This window comes from Candidatus Binataceae bacterium, assembly GCA_036495685.1.
In the GTDB taxonomy this organism is placed as follows: domain Bacteria; phylum Desulfobacterota; class Binatia; order Binatales; family Binataceae; genus JAFAHS01.
In genome coordinates, this window is the sequence record DASXMJ010000052.1 from 48,213 (window position 1) to 66,186 (window position 17,974).

Annotated in this window: 22 protein-coding genes; 16 read left to right on the forward strand and 6 right to left on the reverse strand. The window is 61.1% G+C overall.

Features of this window, described 5'->3' with window-relative positions; all coding sequences use genetic code 11:
* Nucleotides 1-144: 144 nt before the first annotated feature.
* Complete coding sequence (locus tag VGI36_06190) at nt 145-552, reverse strand: hypothetical protein (protein ID HEY2484717.1); 408 nt, start codon at nt 550-552, stop codon at nt 145-147.
* Between the two features lie 274 nt (nt 553-826).
* Here VGI36_06190 and VGI36_06195 point away from each other — a divergent pair, with 274 nt between their 5' ends.
* From VGI36_06195 to VGI36_06205, 3 genes are read left to right on the forward strand one after another with little or no spacing between them, the layout of a single operon-like run.
* Entirely contained in the window at nt 827-1,069 is a 243-nt protein-coding gene (locus VGI36_06195) for a hypothetical protein (GenBank protein HEY2484718.1), read from the forward strand.
* Between the two features lie 18 nt (nt 1,070-1,087).
* On the forward strand, nt 1,088-1,867 hold the full coding sequence (locus VGI36_06200) for an enoyl-CoA hydratase-related protein (GenBank protein ID HEY2484719.1): 780 nt from the start codon (nt 1,088-1,090) through the stop codon (nt 1,865-1,867).
* Nucleotides 1,868-1,870: 3 nt separating this feature from the next.
* The gene (locus VGI36_06205) at nt 1,871-2,083 is read left to right on the forward strand and encodes a hypothetical protein (protein ID HEY2484720.1); all 213 of its coding nucleotides are present in this window, start codon (nt 1,871-1,873) and stop codon (nt 2,081-2,083) included.
* A 195-nt stretch (nt 2,084-2,278) separates the two neighbouring features.
* Here VGI36_06205 and VGI36_06210 read toward each other — a convergent pair whose 3' ends face one another.
* From VGI36_06210 to hisI, 4 genes are read right to left on the reverse strand one after another with little or no spacing between them, the layout of a single operon-like run.
* Nucleotides 2,279-3,235, reverse strand: coding sequence for a crotonase/enoyl-CoA hydratase family protein (locus tag VGI36_06210; GenBank protein HEY2484721.1), 957 nt, complete (start codon nt 3,233-3,235; stop codon nt 2,279-2,281).
* The gene (locus VGI36_06215; GenBank protein HEY2484722.1) at nt 3,213-3,383 is read right to left on the reverse strand and encodes a hypothetical protein; all 171 of its coding nucleotides are present in this window, start codon (nt 3,381-3,383) and stop codon (nt 3,213-3,215) included. Before VGI36_06215 ends, VGI36_06210 begins: the two co-directional genes overlap by 23 nt.
* A 51-nt stretch (nt 3,384-3,434) precedes the next feature.
* On the reverse strand, nt 3,435-4,358 hold the full coding sequence (gene hisG / locus VGI36_06220; protein HEY2484723.1) for an ATP phosphoribosyltransferase: 924 nt from the start codon (nt 4,356-4,358) through the stop codon (nt 3,435-3,437).
* Nucleotides 4,355-4,780, reverse strand: coding sequence for a phosphoribosyl-AMP cyclohydrolase (hisI, locus tag VGI36_06225; GenBank protein ID HEY2484724.1), 426 nt, complete (start codon nt 4,778-4,780; stop codon nt 4,355-4,357). Before hisI ends, hisG begins: the two co-directional genes overlap by 4 nt.
* Before the next feature lie 242 nt (nt 4,781-5,022).
* Between hisI and VGI36_06230 the strand changes: the two genes are divergently transcribed.
* Nucleotides 5,023-5,910: a prolyl oligopeptidase family serine peptidase gene (locus tag VGI36_06230; GenBank protein ID HEY2484725.1), complete on the forward strand. Its 888-nt coding sequence runs from the start codon at nt 5,023-5,025 to the stop codon at nt 5,908-5,910.
* A gap of 5 nt (nt 5,911-5,915) precedes the next feature.
* Here the strand turns inward: VGI36_06230 and bcp are convergent, their stop codons facing one another.
* Nucleotides 5,916-6,452: a thioredoxin-dependent thiol peroxidase gene (gene bcp / locus VGI36_06235; GenBank protein ID HEY2484726.1), complete on the reverse strand. Its 537-nt coding sequence runs from the start codon at nt 6,450-6,452 to the stop codon at nt 5,916-5,918.
* A 193-nt stretch (nt 6,453-6,645) separates the two neighbouring features.
* Between bcp and VGI36_06240 the strand changes: the two genes are divergently transcribed.
* From VGI36_06240 to plsX, 12 genes are all read left to right on the forward strand, one after another.
* Nucleotides 6,646-7,680 carry a homoserine kinase gene (locus tag VGI36_06240; protein ID HEY2484727.1) on the forward strand — a complete coding sequence of 345 codons (1,035 nt, stop codon included), beginning with the start codon at nt 6,646-6,648 and terminating at the stop codon, nt 7,678-7,680.
* Between the two features lie 85 nt (nt 7,681-7,765).
* On the forward strand, nt 7,766-8,668 hold the full coding sequence (locus VGI36_06245) for a methylenetetrahydrofolate reductase (protein HEY2484728.1): 903 nt from the start codon (nt 7,766-7,768) through the stop codon (nt 8,666-8,668).
* Nucleotides 8,644-9,276 (forward strand): GTP cyclohydrolase I FolE, encoded by a 633-nt coding sequence (folE, locus tag VGI36_06250; protein ID HEY2484729.1) that lies wholly within the window; start codon nt 8,644-8,646, stop codon nt 9,274-9,276. The genes VGI36_06245 and folE overlap by 25 nt, the downstream gene beginning before the upstream one ends.
* A 22-nt stretch (nt 9,277-9,298) precedes the next feature.
* Nucleotides 9,299-9,979, forward strand: a complete 681-nt coding sequence (rpiA, locus tag VGI36_06255) for a ribose-5-phosphate isomerase RpiA (protein HEY2484730.1) — start codon at nt 9,299-9,301, stop codon at nt 9,977-9,979.
* Between the two features lie 259 nt (nt 9,980-10,238).
* Nucleotides 10,239-11,564, forward strand: coding sequence for a DUF4147 domain-containing protein (locus VGI36_06260; GenBank protein HEY2484731.1), 1,326 nt, complete (start codon nt 10,239-10,241; stop codon nt 11,562-11,564).
* A 74-nt stretch (nt 11,565-11,638) separates the two neighbouring features.
* Entirely contained in the window at nt 11,639-12,640 is a 1,002-nt protein-coding gene (locus tag VGI36_06265) for an isocitrate/isopropylmalate dehydrogenase family protein (protein HEY2484732.1), read from the forward strand.
* 241 nt (nt 12,641-12,881) lie between these two features.
* A complete protein-coding gene (locus VGI36_06270) occupies nt 12,882-13,466 on the forward strand; it encodes a sulfite oxidase-like oxidoreductase (protein ID HEY2484733.1) in 585 nt (194 codons plus the stop codon).
* A gap of 23 nt (nt 13,467-13,489) precedes the next feature.
* Nucleotides 13,490-15,121, forward strand: coding sequence for a glycerol-3-phosphate dehydrogenase/oxidase (locus tag VGI36_06275; GenBank protein ID HEY2484734.1), 1,632 nt, complete (start codon nt 13,490-13,492; stop codon nt 15,119-15,121).
* Nucleotides 15,121-15,813 carry an endonuclease III gene (gene nth / locus VGI36_06280; GenBank protein HEY2484735.1) on the forward strand — a complete coding sequence of 231 codons (693 nt, stop codon included), beginning with the start codon at nt 15,121-15,123 and terminating at the stop codon, nt 15,811-15,813. Before VGI36_06275 ends, nth begins: the two co-directional genes overlap by 1 nt.
* 60 nt (nt 15,814-15,873) lie before the next feature.
* Nucleotides 15,874-16,410 (forward strand): DUF177 domain-containing protein, encoded by a 537-nt coding sequence (locus VGI36_06285; protein ID HEY2484736.1) that lies wholly within the window; start codon nt 15,874-15,876, stop codon nt 16,408-16,410.
* Nucleotides 16,411-16,441: 31 nt separating this feature from the next.
* Nucleotides 16,442-16,621, forward strand: coding sequence for a 50S ribosomal protein L32 (rpmF, locus tag VGI36_06290; GenBank protein HEY2484737.1), 180 nt, complete (start codon nt 16,442-16,444; stop codon nt 16,619-16,621).
* 21 nt (nt 16,622-16,642) lie between these two features.
* Nucleotides 16,643-17,953, forward strand: a complete 1,311-nt coding sequence (plsX, locus tag VGI36_06295) for a phosphate acyltransferase PlsX (protein HEY2484738.1) — start codon at nt 16,643-16,645, stop codon at nt 17,951-17,953.
* Nucleotides 17,954-17,974: the final 21 nt, after the last annotated feature.

The window sequence follows — 17,974 nt, forward strand, 5'->3', positions numbered from 1 at the left end:
TAGAGATTTTTCGGCATAAAGGTGCGAACCGACGACGCGTTTCGAGCAACCGTATTATGCCCTCCGGCCATTCGCGAATTGCGGTTCCGCGCCAATTACACACGATGGCGCCGTGGCCTTGCAAGCACGTTCCCGTTGCGTTCCTTAGTAGTGGCTTGATTGGCCAGACGTATTGCCTGGGCCCAGAATTGCACCTCCGTTGATTCCTGCTCCGATACCCGTTCTTTCCTTTGGGGGCATCGTATGCTCGGCTTCAGCCCAGGAGACCAGTTTGCCGTCCGTAAACTTCAGATCGAGAAAGGTTCCTTTGTCACCTTCCTTGGTCGAGGTGTAGAGCAGGGCCGCGGTAATATCGTTGGAATTCGGCTTGTAAGCGTAGCTCCAAACCTCGGTCGTATCGCTGGGATACTCACGCAAAGAAGGTTCACCGAACTTCTTGTGAACCTCCGACATCGACTCGCCCTGTTTGAGCTGGTCGGACATGTGCGAGGCTTTGATGCGGGTACCGGCCTGGTAGAAAACCCCGCATCCGGCGAGGTTTCCGACCCACATCGCCAGTAACATTCGCGAAATAATTGGTGCACGCCAAAGCATCGCCCGGATTCTGTTGGGCAAGCGGGACGTTGTCAACGCCGCTCTTCAACCGATTCACCAAACGCGGGAACGCGTCACGCGTAAACCGTGCTGCGAAACCGCCGCCCACCTCCGCTTTCTGCGCGAGTCCACTACAACACCATCACCACAAAGAGTGGCGTTTTCTGGCACAGGCAACTCGCCGAGGGGGTGTGCTATACAAATCCCATGATAGCAAGCACGGGAGACCGGGATGCCTCGCAGGCTTCATCTGGTTAAAGGCGCTTCCCAGCGCGGCGCGCTGGTTTATGGGATGAGAATTTTTGACGGCCAGGTTGCATCGGTTGAAGATGCACGTGTCACCCTGATGGATGGAAATTCAGGCCGGGTAGCCATGCACTATATAGAAGGAACGCGGGCGCAAATCCGGCGCCAGCTCATGCAGAGCATCGACGCCTTCTTCGAACTGCTCGATGAGCCCGTAGAACGGAAGTGAGGAGCTAGTGAGGAGCTAATGAAGCTGGAATTCATCAAGTATGAAAAGCGCGAACATATTGCTTACATCACGTTTAACCGCCCGGAGCGGATGAACGCCCTGCACCCCGCGTGTCATGTCGAGATGGACCAGGTTTGGGATGACTTCGTCGCCGACCGCTCCATGTGGGTTGCAATCGCCACCGGCGCGGGTGACAAGGCGTTCTCAGCCGGGAATGACCTGCGCTGGACCGCCGAGCATCGCGGCGAACAGCCTATGCGGTCAAAGGGTGGTTTTGCGGGGATAACCGCGCGTTACGATATTTTCAAGCCGATTATCGCGGCAGTGAATGGCTTCGCGCTGGGTGGTGGGTTTGAAATCGCCCTTTCCTGCGACATTATCATCGCGGCCGAGCATGCTCGTTTCGGATTGCCGGAACCACGCGTGGGACTGATGGCAGCGGCCGGTGGAGTCCATCGGCTCCCGCGCCATATTCCGCTCAAAATCGCGATGGGCATGATGCTGACCGGCAAACACATTACCGCGCAGGAGGCGCACAAGTGGGGTATCGTTAACGAGGTGGTGCCCCTGCAGGACCTCATCACTGCTTCAGAGCGATGGGCGCACGAAATCATGGAATGTTCGCCGCTCTCGGTGCAGGCCAGCAAGGAAGCCGCGCTCACCGGGCTGGGGCTCCCGGTCGAAGAGGCTATCGCGAAGCACTACGAGGGTCAGGAGCGGCTGTTCCGATCAAAAGATGCGGTTGAAGGGCCGCTGGCTTTTTCGCAGAAGCGTAAACCCAACTGGACGGGCGAATAAGCTATGGGAGACCTGTGGAAGGCTGGTGAACTCGCACAGTCGATGGTGCTTATCGCCACGACCGTCGGCTTCCCGCCCTTCAACAGTGGCGCCTTCTGGGGAATCATGAGCTTGTGGGGCATCATCACGATCTTGTTCGATGATGAAACTCCGCGCGGCATTCCGGGCATCGAACACTTGTCCGCCCATCACGACACGCAAGGTCAGCATCCGTAAAGTCATCACAGCGCCCAAGCTCAGCGTCCCGGCTCTGTCGAGGGTATCGAGGGCGCTCGAAGCTGATTAAAGGCGGCTTCTGCGCGGCCCGGACCGAGACGGCCATAGAGTTCGGCGTGAGCGCGAACTCATGGCGTCCCTCTCTGGTCGGGTTTGCATCAAATCCGAAGGTTCTTGGATATCGATTACACCCGCTTACGAGCTCGCCCTTAGCGGGTTCCAAGAGACCGGTACGCTTCGAATGAACCTAATGGAGGTCGGAAAGGAAGAGCCAGAGTTATCGCGACTTGCCTTTGCCGCGTCGGCTCCTGGAGCGGGTCCCGAGCCATAGTCGGCGAATGGCTCGTCACGTTCACGTACCGCCTGGCGAAAACCAGTCTCCTGCGCACGCCGCACAAAATCGAGCCCCTCCTGCGTGTGTCGCGCAACTCCATCAAAAAACGATCCCAGCAGGCGCGAGGTCGCGAAGCCCATCTGCTCCGCGGTATGATTGCACAGCAGTTTCAGCATCTGGAGTTGGTTGAGTGGTAAGCGTGCCATCCGTTCCGCAAACCCGGTGGCATGTTCGCGAAGCCTTCCCTCAGGCACGGTTTCAAGAATTAGTCCGATTCGCGCCGCCTCGGGCGCGGGGATTTCGTCACCGGTCAGCAGGTATCGCTTGGCCTGCTCTAATCCCATTCGGTAAACCCACATCGCAGTCGTGGGTGTTCCCCACACCCGCGACGGCGGATAACCAAAGGACGCGGTTTCCGCCGCGATGATCAGGTCCGCACACAACACCATGTCGGTGCCGCCGCCGATACACCAGCCCTGAACGGCGGCGACCACCGGTTTGCTGGCGTACCAGAGCTTCAGATAGGTGTTCACGTAACGTGAAATCATGTGATAGTCCGCAACCGAATCCCACGCTCGTTGCCGGGACCCCTCTGCGATTTGCGCTTGCGTGGAAGTGTCCAGCCGGTAGCCGGCGCAAAACGCGTCGCCCTCGGCCCGCAACAGAATCACGCGAATCCCCCGGTCGGAATCCGCCTCGTCGATCGCTGCGGCGAGTTCATCGCGCAGCTCGGGGGTGATGGTGTTGTACTCGGCGGCACGCGTCAGAACTATCGAGCGCACGCCATTGTGAGTGTCAGTCCTTAGCGTCTTGCCCATCGCCAAATCCTCCCGCCGCCGATACGGGGGCGTAGTTGTCAGCGACAGCGTAGAGTGGCGCCATCGAGACCGCCAGCCGAAGTTGCGACTTCCGCTCAAGCGCGCCGAAAATCGTCGGCGTGGACCAGTGCTCTGCAGCGATGGCCATTCTCGAAAGCGCTTTCAACCCGCGGCCTAGTCGCGAACCTAGAGCTTGGCTTCAGCCGATGATCTTATTGAGTGGATACTCGACGATTCCCACCGCGCCCGCCTCGAGCAGCTTGGGGAAGAGCTCCCGAACAGTCTGCTCCGCGATCACGGTTTCGACAGCGAGCCACTCCTTACCTTTGAGATTCGGGTGTGGGTAGAGCTGCGACACGGTCGGGGCAGTGATGGACGGGAGCAGCTCGATAACTTTTTTCAGGTTTTCACGGGCCACGTTCATTTTGATACCGACCCGGCTCTCGGCATCAAGCGCGCCACGAATCAGTACGCCAATCTGCCGAATCTTCGCTTTTTTCCAACGGTCGTCCCACGACTGGGGATTTGCGACCAGGACCGGATTCGAGGTCAGCAGTTCTTCGACTATCCGGAGGCCATTGGCGCGCAGGGACGAGCCGGTCTCGGTGACGTCGACTGCCGCATCGACGATACCCTCGGCCACCTTGGCTTCGGTCGCTCCCCACGAAAATTCAACTTCTGCTTTAATTTTTCGGTGTGCGAACACCCGCCGGACGAACCCCACGATCTCGGTTGCGACGCGCTTGCCTTCTAGGTCTTCCAGGCACCTGACTGGCGATCGTTCCGCAACGCACAGCACCCAGCGCGAAGGATTCAGAGAGACCTTGGAGTAGATGAAGCTTTCGACCGTGACGAGTTTAACGTTGTTCTCGACAATCCAGTCGCTGCCGGTAATCCCGGCATCGAGCGAGCCATCCGCAATATAGCGCGGTATCTCCTGAGGACGGAGAATCCTGCACGCCAGCGAGGAATCATCGATATTGGGGATGTAGGAGCGCGCGTCGACCGAGATTCGCCAACCGGACCTGCGCATCAACTCCAGCGTCTGCTGCTCGAGGCTGCCTTTGGGAATTCCGAATTTGAGAATCGCCTCGGGCGTTTGCTCAGCTTTGCGCTGTTTCATCGAGGCGTCTTTGACTGATGCCCATAGGCGGGCCCGTACTTGGCGGGGTCTACCTTGCGCGCTTCGACTTCGCGCCATTCTCCATTCTCAAGCCGGCGGAAGAAGCATGATTCGTGGCCGGTGTGACAGGCGGCGCCGTCACCCATCTGCTCAACCATGAGGACGATGGTGTCCGCGTCACAGTCGATGCGGATCTCCTTGACGACCTGGAAATTTCCCGACTCCTCGCCCTTGCGCCACAGGCGCTCGCGGCTGCGCGAAAAATAGCACGCGCGTCCGGTCGCCACGGTTTCCTCGAACGCTTCGCGGTTCATGTAGGCAAACATCAGCACGCGCTGGCTGGCGTGGTCGACCGCAACCACCGGGACCACGCCGTCGCCCTTCGCGAAATCGATTACTGCCGATGCTTGCGTTGTTGTCACAGTCCTTAGTCTCAGCGCCGGACCGCCAAAGCAGGTGATTCGTCCCGCGAGAACTAGTAAGTATTTGTGAAAGGCGGACCTGATTCAACGCCACCCACGCGTTAACTGGTTTTCCCCGAAAAGTGCCGAGCTCATTGCGAAAGGCAGGCTGCGTGCCTAAATTTCAGGTTGGCCGGCGTGGATGATGTCAACCGCGGATGCTATTCCCTTTAGACTACCTGGCGAGTACATTTGCGCTGCTTATGAAGACTTCCCGAGAGCCGGTTGTGGCGGTTGTGCCGCGGTCGCGCCCGCGCCTGACTCTGCTAGTTACTTTCGTTCTCGGCCTCGCGCTCAGCGCTTGCCACGCGAGCCCGGCGGGCTTTTTGCGGAAGCATCAGAACGTAGAGTCCTTTAATTTTGAGATTGCTCTGGGGCCCAATCAGTATCAGATAGCCGGCTACCTGGCGCTCAGCAGCGATGCGGGCCGCCTTCCCGCGCTACTGGTGTTAAGCGGCGACGGAGACAGCGCGGAGCGCTGCGTCGACGCGAACAGCGGTGTGGTGGCGATGGGAATTCACGTCGCGTGCGTCAGCATTCCCGGTTACGGGCGCTCCTCCGGGCCTGGGCGGTTTGTGGGTCCCCCCACGGTGGCGGCCTCGCGACGCGCACTCGACTTGCTGGCGGCGCGGCCCGAAGTGGATCCCGCCAAGGTCGCGGTCTGGGGATCCGGCGACGGCGCCGTCGCGGCGGGTTTGCTGATGGACTACGATTCGCGTCCGCGTGCGCTTATTCTCCAATCAGGCGCGTACGACCTGCTGAAACTATGGCCGCAGGCTCCGCTCCGCACCAAGCTTGCGATCATCCACCAGGTGTGGCCCAGCAAGCGCGTGCTCGCGGAACGCAGTGTAATGCAGCATCTTCCCGAGCGGCTGGATTGCAGCGTCCTGATTCTTCACGGCGAGGGTGACCGCGCCATGCCAGTGAGCCAGGCCGTGAGGCTTGCCAGTGCGCTACGGGAACGCGGGGCGCACGTCGAGACACGCTATTATCCCGACGCCTCGCATCACATCGCGAAGCGGATTATCGAGCCCGAGCTCCGCGCCTTCTTGCGGGAAAACCTGTTGCAGACCGCGCGAGCTGGCGACTGAGTCCCTCATTCGATCTCTTTGAGCGCGGCGAGTACCTGCTCGGTGTGGCCCGCCACCTTCACTTTGGGAAATACCTTGCGCACGACACCATCCCTGCCGATAACGAAGGTGGTGCGCTCGATCCCCATGAACTCGCGCCCATAAAGAGATTTCTTTTTGTACACGCCATAGGCGCGCCCGACCTCATTTCCCACATCGCTCAGCAGGGGGAAGTTCAAGTCGTGTTTCGCGCGAAACTTCTCGTGTAAGGCTGTCGAGTCGCCGCTGATCCCCACCACCTGCGCACCGGCCGACCGTAGCGCCGCCTGCTGGTCGCGAAAGCTGCAGGCTTCGATGGTGCACCCGGGCGTGAGGTCTTTCGGGTAGAAGTAGAGCACGAGCTTCTTCGACCCTATCAGATCGGCCAGCTTGACGGTGTTTCCCGCGTGGTCGGCCAGCGCAAAACTAGGGGCTTTGCGACCTTCCAGCGAAGTCGAGTCTTTAGCGGCCGCTGTTCCGGCAGCTGATTTACCCTTGGGTGGCGCTTTTTTCCTGGTCGGCATCAGGTTTGATTTAGGCGCTAAGTCAGGGCCGACGCAATGATTTCGCCGCCCCTTTTCCGGGGGTAGCGAGTCCTAAAGAGCGCTCAAAGCTGCATACCGAGCGTTTAAGCGTGAGATTTCCAGACCCTAGTTGACCCGCCTTGAGCTTGGCTCTAAACTTCCCGCGGATTCCGCGGGCGAAGCAGATCCTTCCATGGCCGTCTATACCGAACTCAACAAACCGTTCCTCAAGGAACTGGCAGACGATTACTCACTGGGGCGAATAACCAGCGCGAACGCAATCCCGCAAGGTTCGATCAACAGCAACTACCTGATCGACGCCGCCAAGGGAAAATTCCTGCTCCGTATCGATGAAGTAAAGAGCGAGAACGAGCTCAAGCGCGAAATCGATCTGCTGTCCTTTCTGCGCAAGCACACTTTCCCGTGTCCGCATCCGATGCAGGATCGGATGGGCCGCTACCATCGCGCCTTCAACAACAAATGCGTGTCGCTGTTCAAGTATCAGGAGGGCAAGGTTCCCGCCCCCGAGAAGCTTAAGTTCTCGCAGCTGGAGACCATCGGGCACGCGATCGGCGAGCTCCACGTCATTGGGAAGGCGTACAAGAAGGGAATCGACAACCGGTTCAGCTTCGAACGAATTGCCGATTTGTACCTGAACGTGAGAAGCCGCCTGCCCAATTACTTTCGCAAGATCTGCAGAACCCTCGACGACGAAATCGAGTACCTGACCCGATACCTCGAAGGCAAGCTGCCCAAGGGCGTGATCCACGGAGACATATTCTCGGACAACCTGCTGTTCCGCGGGGAGAAGCTGATGGCGGTGCTCGACTTCGAGTCGGCCTGCCGTGGCAAGTTTATCTTCGATATCGCTACCGCGGTGAACGCGCTGTGTTTCGTGCGTGGCGGATACTCGCTGGAGCGGTTCCGCGCGCTGCTCGGCGGCTACGAATCGGTCAGGACCTTGTCGCTCGCCGAATGGGATGCGTTTCCCAATGAACTGAGGTTCTCGTCGCTGCGCTTCACCGTGACGCGTCTGCACGATTTCTTCCTGCAGCCAATTGACGGCGCCCAGCGAATCGACAAGGACTTCCGCGAATTCTTCGACCGCCTGCGCGTGCTGCGGCGCGAGAAGGAGGGCGGCATGGAACCGCTGCTCATGGCGATGGCGACCGGATACGACTATCGCAAGTATCAGAAGGTGAAGGCGACCGAGCGCCGACAGGCTTAGTCCTGGGCGCCCTGGCGCTCCCCGCTTGCATGGTTCCCCTCAACCTTCCCGCGCGCGCGTCCCGCGTCAGCAGCGGAGCAGCTGATTGTCGTCGCTAGCAGACATTCTGGGCGCCTCCCGGCCCGCCGTGTGGCTGGAAGTGGCTCCGCCGCGGGGCGCCAACCCCGCGCCGCTGCTCAAGCGCCTGGAAGCCTTCGCCGGGCACGTCGACGCGATCAATCTGACCGACAACGCGCTCGGCCGGGTAAAGATGTCGGGCTTGGTGTTTGCTTCTTTCATTAAGGCCAGATTGGGAATTCCGGTCGTGCTTAATTTTTCCTGCCGCCATCGCAACCGTTACGCCCTCAAGTCTGACCTACTTGGCGCTGCGGCTTTAGGCATTGACGGCATCGTCGCGGTGGCGGGCGACCGGGTGCCGAACGAGCAATCGGACCAGTCTGCCGCGGTACGCGACCTGAATCCATTTGGTCTGCTCGATATGATTGCCGCGCTGAATCGGGGCGACACCGGCGAAGGGCGGGCGCCGCTCAAAACCCTGCCCAAGCTCTACCCCGGCGCGGTTGCCAACCCGAACCGCGAAGACTTCGCTCGCGAGATCGCCATGCTTGAGCGCAAGGCGCAAGTGGGGGCTAAATTCGTGATTACCCAACCGGTTTTCCAGACCGCTACCGCGCGCCGCTTTCAGGCGCAGGCCAAGCGGCTTTTCATCCATGCGATGTTGGGAATTCTTCCGGTCAAGCGCGCGTCGATGGCCGATCATATCAAGCAGCAGGTCACGGACTTGCGCGGGGCGCGCGAACACTTCGATCGCTACGCAGGGATGTCCGAGGCCGAAGCGCGCGCTTTCTCGGTGCGAGAGAATTTAGCACTGATGAAATCGTTGGCCGGCGAAGTCGCGGGATTCAACATCATGAGCGGTGGCGGCACCTCGCTGGCGATCGAACTGGCCCTGGAGTTCAGCAAATGGCGAACGCACGCAAACCAGTAGTCCATCGGCTCACCAGCCGTCGGGAATCCGATTCGGGAGAACGCGACCGCACGCGAAGTGAGGAAGCGGTCCGCACGCTCCTGTCGCACGTGGGCGAGGACCCCGCGCGGGAAGGCCTCGTGCGCACGCCACTGCGGATGGTTCAAGCGCTCGAATTTTTGACCAGCGGCTACATGCAGGACCCCAAGGACGCGATCAACGGGGCGTTGTTCGTGGAAGAGGACTACCAGGAGATGATCCTTTGCAAGGATCTCGACTTCTACTCCCTCTGCGAACATCACGTGCTGCCGTTCATGGGCAAAGCGCACGTAGCATATCTGCCCAACAAGCGAATCGTCGGAATCTCGAAGCTCGCGCGGATGGTCGAGATCTACTGTCGCCGCCTCCAGGTGCAGGAACGCCTTACCACCCAGATCGCGCAGACTCTCATGGAAGAGATCGATCCGCTCGGAGTGGCTGTCGTACTGGAAGCCGAGCATCTGTGCATGCGGATGCGCGGCGTGCAGAAGCAGAATTCCAAGATGACCACCTCGGCGATGCTCGGTGCGTTCCGTACCAACGTGGAAACGCGTCAGGAGTTCATGAATCTGATTCGTAACGGAAAGTAGTCGGAACCTTGGGGGAGCTCCGATGGAACAGAACGAACCAGACCACCTGGCGGCCCTTGGCCACTACGCGTTGCGCTTTGCGAAACCGGGAGACGTGATAGGCCTCGGAACCGGGCGTGCTGCGACCGCCTTCATCAATGCTCTCGGGGCGAGCCTGATTCAGGTACGTGGCGTCCCCACTTCCCGCGCCAGCGAGGAACTGGGCCGCTCTCTGGGCATCGAAATTGCCTCGCTCGCAGACGCTCCGAAAATCGACACCGACTTTGATGGGGCCGACGAGGTGGATCCGCGACTCAACCTGATCAAGGGATACGGCGGGGCGCTGGTCCGGGAGAAAATCGTCGCGGCAGCGTCGCGTCGATTCATCGTGCTGGTCGGCGAGGAGAAGCTCGTCCAGCGCCTCGGGACGCGGGGGAGCCTGCCGGTCGAGGTGGTGACGTTCGCTCTGCCCCTGGCCATGCGGCGAGTCGCAGCGCTGGGTCTAAAGCCCAAGGTGCGCCAGAAAGACGGCGCCGACTTCGTAAGTGACAACGGCAACCTGATCCTCGACTGCGGGGTCAAGGAGATTCGCAATCCTGTGCGCCTCGATCGCGAACTGCGCGAAATCCCTGGTGTAGTCGGAACCGGGCTCTTCGTCGCCATGGCCTCATTGGTTGTGGTCGCAAGGAACAACGGCAAGATCGATGTCCTGCGCCCACATTAGTTCCGGCGAACCCCGCGGGTTCCCGCGCGCATATGGCCTTTGCTGCCGGTTCTCGTTTCCATTCGTCAAAGGCTCCGTGGGTTGAGCGGCACGTGACCCGTTGGTCTTCCGCCCCGCGCGGTGGGCCGCGCGAAGAATCGCGCGCCTGTGCGGTGAAGGCACGGGTTTGGCGGTCGCACTGAGCGAGCGGCGCAGCACGGGACTTGAAATCTGCGACCGCGCCCAAAATGATGAAGCGTGATCGCCCGAGTTTCATGTTGTGGCAATCAGGACTGACCTTCAGCGGGAATTGACCGCGATCTATCGCGCCGCAATTGCTGCCATCGATCCGGCGTTGCTGGTGGGACGGGCACTTGATGGCACCACTTCAGCTTCGCGCCAAGTATCCGACCTGATCACGGCGGCCAAGCGCTCGTTCGTGCTCGCCATCGGCAAGGGCGCCCACCCGATGGCGCGCGAACTACAACGCCGGCTCGAAGGGAAGATCGTCCGCGGCTTGGCAGTCGTTCCGCAGCCGCTGCAGGGCCAAGCGACGCCGCCAGGGATTCAATGTCTGCGGGGCAGTCACCCACTCCCCGACCAATCATCCGCCGACGCCGCGCGCGCCGCACTCGCCATGCTCGAGGAGATGAAGGCAGGTGATCTGCTCATCGTCGCGCTCAGCGGCGGCGCCTCCGCGATGTTTGTGGCTCCGGCGGAAGGGGTGACGCTCGACGACAAGGTCGCAACCAACTCCGCTTTGCTGAGCTCGGGCGCGGCGATCAAAGAACTCAACTGTGTCCGCAAGCACCTGTCGGCAGTAAAAGGTGGAAATCTGGTCCGCGCGACGGCCCCGGGCGCACGGGTCGTGGCGCTGATTCTTTCGGATGTTCCGGGTGATGATCTTGCGACGATTGGGTCTGGCCTCACTGCGCCCGACCCTTCTACATTCTCGGACGCGATCGCGATTCTGAAACGTCGCCGAATCTGGGGTCGCGCACCCGAGCGAGTCCGCGAACACCTCGAAAAAGGCGTGGCCGGCGAAATTCCCGAGACCCTCAAGAGCGGCGACCCGATATTTGCGCGCGTGACAAATCTGCTTATCGGCAGTAATCGCACCGCCGTCGATGCCGCCGCGGACCAGGCCGCCCGCCACGGCTTCGCTATCGAACGATGGCGTGACCTCAAAGGCGAGGCCGACGACGTAGGGCGCGACCTGGCGCACCAGCTGGCCAAGATAGAGTTGCCGCGCGTTTGCCTGCTCGCCGGTGGAGAGACGACGGTAACGGTCCGTGGCAGAGGGCGCGGCGGGCGGGCTCAGCAATGCGCCTTGGCAATGGCGATCACCCTTGCGCAAATCGCTCCGCACGCCAAGGTGGCGGCTTTGGTAGCCGGGAGCGACGGAATCGACGGGCCAACCGACGCAGCCGGTGCTTTCGCATTTCCCGACAGCGTTACGCGCGCGACCAGCAAAGGCCTCGACCCGGCAACCTCATTGAAACACAACGATGCCTACCATTTCTTCGATTCGATCGGAGACCTGCTGCGGGTCGGCCCGACTGGTACAAACGTGAGCGATTTGATGATCGGGTTAGCCAACTACTGAAGGCGATGAGACCCAAAAAAACCAAGTCGGATTCCAGGAGTTTCTCGCCCACGAGACGCGCCCGGGGCGCCCCCTTGGTTACACTGATTGGCGGCGATGGGGTTGGCCCCGAAGTTATCGACGCCGCGCTCGCGGTAATCCGGGCGACTGGAGTCGCCATCGATTGGGATCGCCAGGCAGCAGGCGCCTATGCGGTGAAGCGATTTGGCACTCCCGTTCCCGACACCCTGATCCGGTCATTGAAACGTACCAGGGTCGCACTCAAGGGTCCGCTCGAAACCCGCTCGGGCGAAGGCTATCGATCGATAAACGTCTACCTGCGCAAGGCCTTCGATTTGTACGCCAACCTGCGTCCTACCCTGAGCTTTGCCGGCGTGCACACGCCGTTTCGCAACATCGACCTGATCGTCGTACGTGAAAACACCGAGGATCTGTATTCCGGCATTGAGCATGTCGTGGCACCTGGCGTGGTGGAAAGCATCAAAGTGATAACCGCCCGCGCCTCGCGGCGCATCGCGCGCTTCGCGTTCGAGTACGCGCGTCGGCATAAGCGCAAGTCGCTGACCGCGATCCACAAAGCCAATATCATGAAGCTGTCGGACGGGTTATTCATTAGATGCGCCCGCGCGGTCGCGAGAGACTATTCCGAAATCACGTACCGCGAGCAGATCGTCGATGCCGCTTGCATGCGTCTGGTGACCGATCCGTCCTCCTTTGACGTCCTGCTGCTGGAGAACCTGTATGGCGACATCGTCTCGGACCTGTGCGCCGGCCTGGTCGGCGGCCTGGGCCTGGTTCCCGGTGCCAACTACGGTGACAAGGGTGCGATTTTCGAGGCGGTGCACGGAACCGCACCCGACCTGGCCGGCAAGGGCATAGCGAATCCAATTGCGGCGATTTTGTCGAGCGCGATGATGCTCGACTACCTTGGCTACTCGGGGGCGGGAGCAGCTATCCGTAGCGCGACCGGAAAGGTCCTGCGGTTGGGAAGAGTGCTGACCGGCGATATCGGCGGCAAAGCCACGACCGAGGAGATGACCGCTGCGGTCATTGACGCGCTTAGCCGTAGTCGATGAGCAGGGTCCGCGGCTAAGGTCGCAAGGAAAGTGGTCAGTCCGGGTTTACAAGACAAGGAGTGGAGCGATCGGATGGCCGAAGTTCCGCACCTGTTCGGCCGCGTTTGATGTATCCGCGACCCACCGGCGTGAAATCTCGCGTCACGAGCATGGCACCAAGACCTGGCTCTGCCAGACCATCTTTCGTCGCCGGTTTTGCTTCGCTATTTAGATAGGGTTTATTGGGTAAATGATGAGCGGTGTGAAACCAGTTGATCGTCTCCCTCCCGGTCAGACCTTGACCGACAAGTTTCCAGTCTTAAGCTATGGTCCGACACCGCGTTTCGATCACGCGAAATGGGATTTTCGCGTGGTCGGACTGGTAGAACCGCAACTTCGATTCAACTACGAGGAGTTCCACGCGCTGCCGCAATCTCACCAGGTGAGTGATTTTCACTGCGTAACGACCTGGTCGCGTTTCGACAATGCCTGGGAAGGCGTTAAGGTGCGCGACCTGATGAGGCTGGTAACTCTCGCCCCCCAAGTTCGATTCGTCATTGTGCATTGTGATGGCGGATACACGACCAATCTGCCGCTGGATGAGTTCCTCGACGATGATGTGATACTTGCGCATCGGCACGATGGCCGCGATCTGGAGCCGGACCATGGCTGGCCGCTGCGGCTCGTGCTACCCAAACTCTATGCGTGGAAAAGCGCCAAGTGGGTCAGAGCGCTCGAGTTTAGCGATCAAGACCGGCGTGGATTTTGGGAAGTGCGCGGCTATCACAATCATGCAGACCCCTGGCGCGAGGAACGTTACTCGTTTCAGGAAGAATCCGACGATTAGCCCCACGCGCGGAGTAGGGGCCATTGGACACCGAGCAACCGTTTGATCGCGAACGAAGCCTCGTGCGCTTGGAGCGCGAGGAGTTCGACCTCGGGGTGATTGGTGGTGGTATAAACGGCGCAGCAATCGCACGCGACGCAGCGATGCGCGGCTTGCGGGTCGCGCTGGTGGAGCGCGGCGACTTTGCCGGGGGCACTTCCTCTCGATCGTCCAAACTAATCCACGGTGGCTTTCGTTACTTGCCACAGGGGCAGCTTCGGCTGGTTTATTCGGCGCTGCGCGAACGCGAACTGCTGCGCCGCCGCACCGCACCCCACCTGGTTCATCCCGTACGATTTCTGTTCCCCTTTTATAAAGGAAGAGGCTACGGCCGCTTTACGATGGCCGCCGGGTTGTGGCTCTATGATCTGTTTGCGCGAGTCCCCCGCGCCGAGCGCCGTGAAACCCTTAGCGCGGCCCGCGTCCGCGAGATGGAGCCTGCCCTCGCGCGCCACGGTCTGCTCGGCGGCGCGACCTATTACGACGCCTGGGGCGACGATGCGCGCCTCACCCTCGAGAACGCCTTGGATGCTGCACTGCATGGGGCGGCTGTCGCCAATTGTACGGCGGCCGAGGGTTTCACCAAGTCGAGTGGGCGCATGCGCGCCGCGGCGCTGCGCGATCGGCTGGCTGGCCGGACCTTTGAACTGCGCGCGCGCGTGTTTGTTAACGCTGCCGGACCGTGGGTTGACGAGCTCAGGCGCTTGGACGATCCCGCGGTGCGGCCATGCGTTCGCTTGACCAAAGGCGTGCATGTGGTGCTGCCGCGCACCGCACTGCCGGTTTCGGACTGGATGGTCCTCTCCGACGCAGCCGCGCGTATTGTCTTTGTGATGCCCCACGAGCGCTATGTCGTCGTGGGCACCACCGACACCGATTACCATGCGGATGCCGGAGCGGTCGCGGCCGACGAGGCCGACCTCCAGTATTTGCTCGCCGTTCTGGGCGAAAGCCTGCCCGGCATGAAGTTGACCCGGGAGGATGTTGCCTCGAGCTTCGCCGGCCTTCGCGCGCTGGTGCTGGATGGCGAAGGTTCCCGCTCTCCCTCCGATGTCTCCCGCGAACAAGTGATCCTCGAGAGCGCGTCGGGATTGCTCACCGTCGCGGGTGGCAAGCTGACCACGCATCGCGAGATCGCCGAGAAGCTGGTTACTCGCCTGACCAGGGAGCTCAATCGACCAACCAGGGGTTGTGCTACGGATGTCACACCGTTGCCCGGCGCTCGTTTCGGTGCTGTCCAAGGCGCTGATTCCGAAGCCCTGGACGCCTTACCGCGAACAACCCGCGAGACCCTTGCTGCTCGATACGGAGCCCGTGCGGTGCTGCCTGCTCGTCTCGCGGCCGCCGACCGTGCCCTTGCCGCGCCTATCACCAGTGGATGCCCGGTGGTCGGCGCGGAGGTTATTCACGCGGTGCGAAACGAGATGGCCCTGACGTTGTCCGATTTTATGGTTCGCCGAATCGGCGCGGTCTGGCGATGGCCCATGGAAGCCGAAGCGGCGGCTCCGGCGGTGGCGAGGTTGATGGCTGGCGAGCTTAGGTGGGATCAACAACGCTGGGGGCGCGAACTTGCTGAGTTCAAGGAGGATCTCCGGCAGCGCCGGCTATCCCGCTAATGGCCGAAACCAAAGAGCAACTTCGAGCGCGCGCCCGCCGGATGGGAAAAATCCTGGCCGCCGTTTATCCAAAGGCGCGCATCAGCCTTGACTTCGAGACGCCCTGGCAGTGCCTGGTGGCGACGATTCTTTCCGCGCAATGCACCGATGCGCGGGTCAATCGGGTCACGCCGGTCCTCTTCAGCGAACTCCCCGATCCTGCGGCGATGGCGGCTGCCCAACCCGAGCACGTGCAGAAACTGATCGTCACGACCGGCTTCTTTAGGCAGAAGACGAAATCGTTGATGGGCGCCGCCAAGGCGATCGTTGAACGCTACGGGGGCAAGGTCCCCGACACGATGGAGAAACTGGTGACCCTTCCCGGGGTCGGGCGCAAAACTGCCAACGTGCTCCTCGGTCACGTGTTCGGCAAGCCCGGCTTCGTCGTAGACACTCACGTGCGGCGCGTCAGTCATCGCCTGGGGCTTACCTCTTCCCCAGACCCCGACGAGATCGAAGCGCAAGTGGGCGAACTGCTGCCTCCCGACCAATGGACCCCATTTTCAATGCGCCTGATTCTGCATGGTCGGCAGATCTGCTACGCGCGCGGGCCGCGATGTGAACAGTGTCCAATCGCCAAAGAATGCCCGAAAGTTGGACTCTTTCCGTCACGCCCCCGTGGCGCAGTCCAACGCCACGGCAAGCGTATTTGAAGAGTTCTTCCGAAATGCAATAATCTCTGATCCGAACACCTCAGTATTCAAGGCCATTCCGTGAAACTTCGCCTGGAAGACATAACCGCCGAGGCGAAGGAGTTAACCTTCGTCGAGCCGGAAATGGAAGTTAATCGAATTCTCGCGCAGGGACCGGTCCGCGAGTATCACGTCAATGCCCCTATCGGGGTGACGGTCTCCTACTACCGCGCCGGTACCGACTTGTTCTTTGCCGGCTCGCTGAAAGCTCAAACCGTCGCAACCTGCGCTCGCTGCGCCGAGGACTTCAAGGCGTCCAACGAGCGCGCGTTTCGGCTGGTAATGGCACCCAAGTCGATCGGCATGGACGGCGATCCGGGCCTGCGCGCTGACGATTTGGAATTCTCGCTTTACGACGGCGTTGAGATCGATCTTGGTCCTCTGGTACGCGAACAACTCCTACTCGCGCTGCCGACGCGCCCGCTGTGCCAGGATGGCTGCCGTGGCCTTTGTCCGCACTGTGGAATTAATCTCAACCGGGGAGAGTGCCAGTGCCGCAGCGCCCAACCCGATCCCCGCTTTGCTGTGTTGCGTTCGCTCAAGATCGGTCGCAACTGACGTTCAATTCCAAGTCCAGGAAGTAACCCTCATGCAAGCACCGAAACGCCGTACCTCTCACTCCAAGAAAAACAAGCGCCGCGCACACGATGCCCTGCGACCGGTAAACCCCGGCGCCTGCTCGAACTGCGGTGAACCGGTAATGCCCCATCGGGTGTGTCGTCATTGCGGCTCCTATCGCGGGCGGGAACTCGCGCCGGTCGAGGAATAGCCTCCCCGCCGGGAGTAAGTTGTGAGAGTCGCGCTTGACGCGATGGGGGGTGACCTCGCCCCAAAGGCTGTGGTGGAAGGCGGCGTTCTTGCCGCTCGCGATTTCGGGATCGAGGTCATCCTGGTCGGCGATCGTGAAATCGTCGCGCGGGAACTCGCGGAGCACAATGTCGAGGGACTCAAGATCCACATCGAGCATGCGCCCGAAGTTGTCCTGATGGACGATTCGCCGCTTGAATCGATCATCAACAAACCGCAATCTTCCCTGCACGCCGGATTCGACCTGATTAAAAACCAGGGTGCTGAGGCTTTCGTCAGCGCCGGCAACTCCGGCGCAATGATGGCGGCGGCGATGGTGATCTTGGGCAACCTCGGGCCTATCGACCGGCCGGCGATCGCGTCTCCGGTACCCACAGCGCAGGGCTACGCCCTGCTCATCGATGCGGGTGCCAACACCGAGGTCAAACCGATTAACCTCGTTCAGTTCGCCGTGATGGGCAGCGTTTATTGGCGACGCGTGCGTAACGTCTCGCGACCGCGGGTCGGAATTCTGTCTAATGGCGAGGAGTCCTCCAAGGGCACGGAGCTTACGCGCGCGGCCGCCGCGACGCTGAGCCAGATGGGCTCCTACGTCAATTACATCGGCTACGTCGAAGGCCGTGACATCAACCGCGGGAAGGTCGATGTGATCGTTACCGACGGTTTCACCGGGAACGTGGCGCTCAAGACCATGGAGGGGTTCGCCGCTTTCATGCTGGGCAACCTGCGCGAACTGTTCGGCGGCAGTTGGCCGGGACGACTCGCGTACTTCATGGTTCGCAAGCGCATGGGCGCCATGCGCGAGCGGCTCGACCCGCATGAGACCGGGGGCGCGCCATTGCTCGGGGTCAACGGTGTCGCGATCATCGCACACGGTTCGTCCAACGGACGCGCGATCCGCAATGCGGTTCGCGCCGCGGCTGACGAAGCCCTCGTCAATCACGTCAACGTCGAGATCGTCGAAATCCTCAATCGTTCACAACCCGCCGCGGCCGCCAAACCCGCGGGCAAAGGGTTTCGCGCTTTGTTCAGCCGCATGCGCGAACGGCTGCATCGTCACCCCCGGGAAAGCGAAGCTCTGAGGGTGCCCGAACCATCGGTCGAGACGAATGCCTCCAATCATGCGGGAGCGCCGGCCGAACCCGCTTGGGGGGCAGACCCCACGCCGCCGCTCCCGATCCCGGGGAAAACCGCCGTCGACGGCGAGACGGCGCCCAACGGAACCCGGCCCCAGGATGCAGATACGCATCCTGCCGAGGGCGAATCGAAACCCGTCAAAAATGAACCGTCCTGATCCACCTCCACGGAATTTTCG

Bases quoted from the DNA above. Each gene is read 5' to 3' on its own strand.
- bcp (HEY2484726.1), bottom strand. From the start codon at position 6,452: ATGCCGACCAGGAAAAAAGCGCCACCCAAGGGTAAATCAGCTGCCGGA.
- VGI36_06200 (HEY2484719.1), top strand. From the start codon at position 1,088: ATGAAGCTGGAATTCATCAAGTATGAAAAGCGCGAACATATTGCTTAC.
- rpmF (HEY2484737.1), top strand. From the start codon at position 16,442: ATGCAAGCACCGAAACGCCGTACCTCTCACTCCAAGAAAAACAAGCGC.
- rpiA (HEY2484730.1), top strand. From the start codon at position 9,299: ATGGAACAGAACGAACCAGACCACCTGGCGGCCCTTGGCCACTACGCG.
- folE (HEY2484729.1), top strand. From the start codon at position 8,644: ATGGCGAACGCACGCAAACCAGTAGTCCATCGGCTCACCAGCCGTCGG.
- VGI36_06215 (HEY2484722.1), bottom strand. From the start codon at position 3,383: ATGGCCATCGCTGCAGAGCACTGGTCCACGCCGACGATTTTCGGCGCG.
- VGI36_06205 (HEY2484720.1), top strand. From the start codon at position 1,871: ATGGGAGACCTGTGGAAGGCTGGTGAACTCGCACAGTCGATGGTGCTT.
- VGI36_06210 (HEY2484721.1), bottom strand. From the start codon at position 3,235: ATGGGCAAGACGCTAAGGACTGACACTCACAATGGCGTGCGCTCGATA.
- VGI36_06190 (HEY2484717.1), bottom strand. From the start codon at position 552: ATGTGGGTCGGAAACCTCGCCGGATGCGGGGTTTTCTACCAGGCCGGT.
- VGI36_06240 (HEY2484727.1), top strand. From the start codon at position 6,646: ATGGCCGTCTATACCGAACTCAACAAACCGTTCCTCAAGGAACTGGCA.
- VGI36_06230 (HEY2484725.1), top strand. From the start codon at position 5,023: ATGAAGACTTCCCGAGAGCCGGTTGTGGCGGTTGTGCCGCGGTCGCGC.
- nth (HEY2484735.1), top strand. From the start codon at position 15,121: ATGGCCGAAACCAAAGAGCAACTTCGAGCGCGCGCCCGCCGGATGGGA.
- VGI36_06195 (HEY2484718.1), top strand. From the start codon at position 827: ATGCCTCGCAGGCTTCATCTGGTTAAAGGCGCTTCCCAGCGCGGCGCG.
- hisG (HEY2484723.1), bottom strand. From the start codon at position 4,358: ATGAAACAGCGCAAAGCTGAGCAAACGCCCGAGGCGATTCTCAAATTC.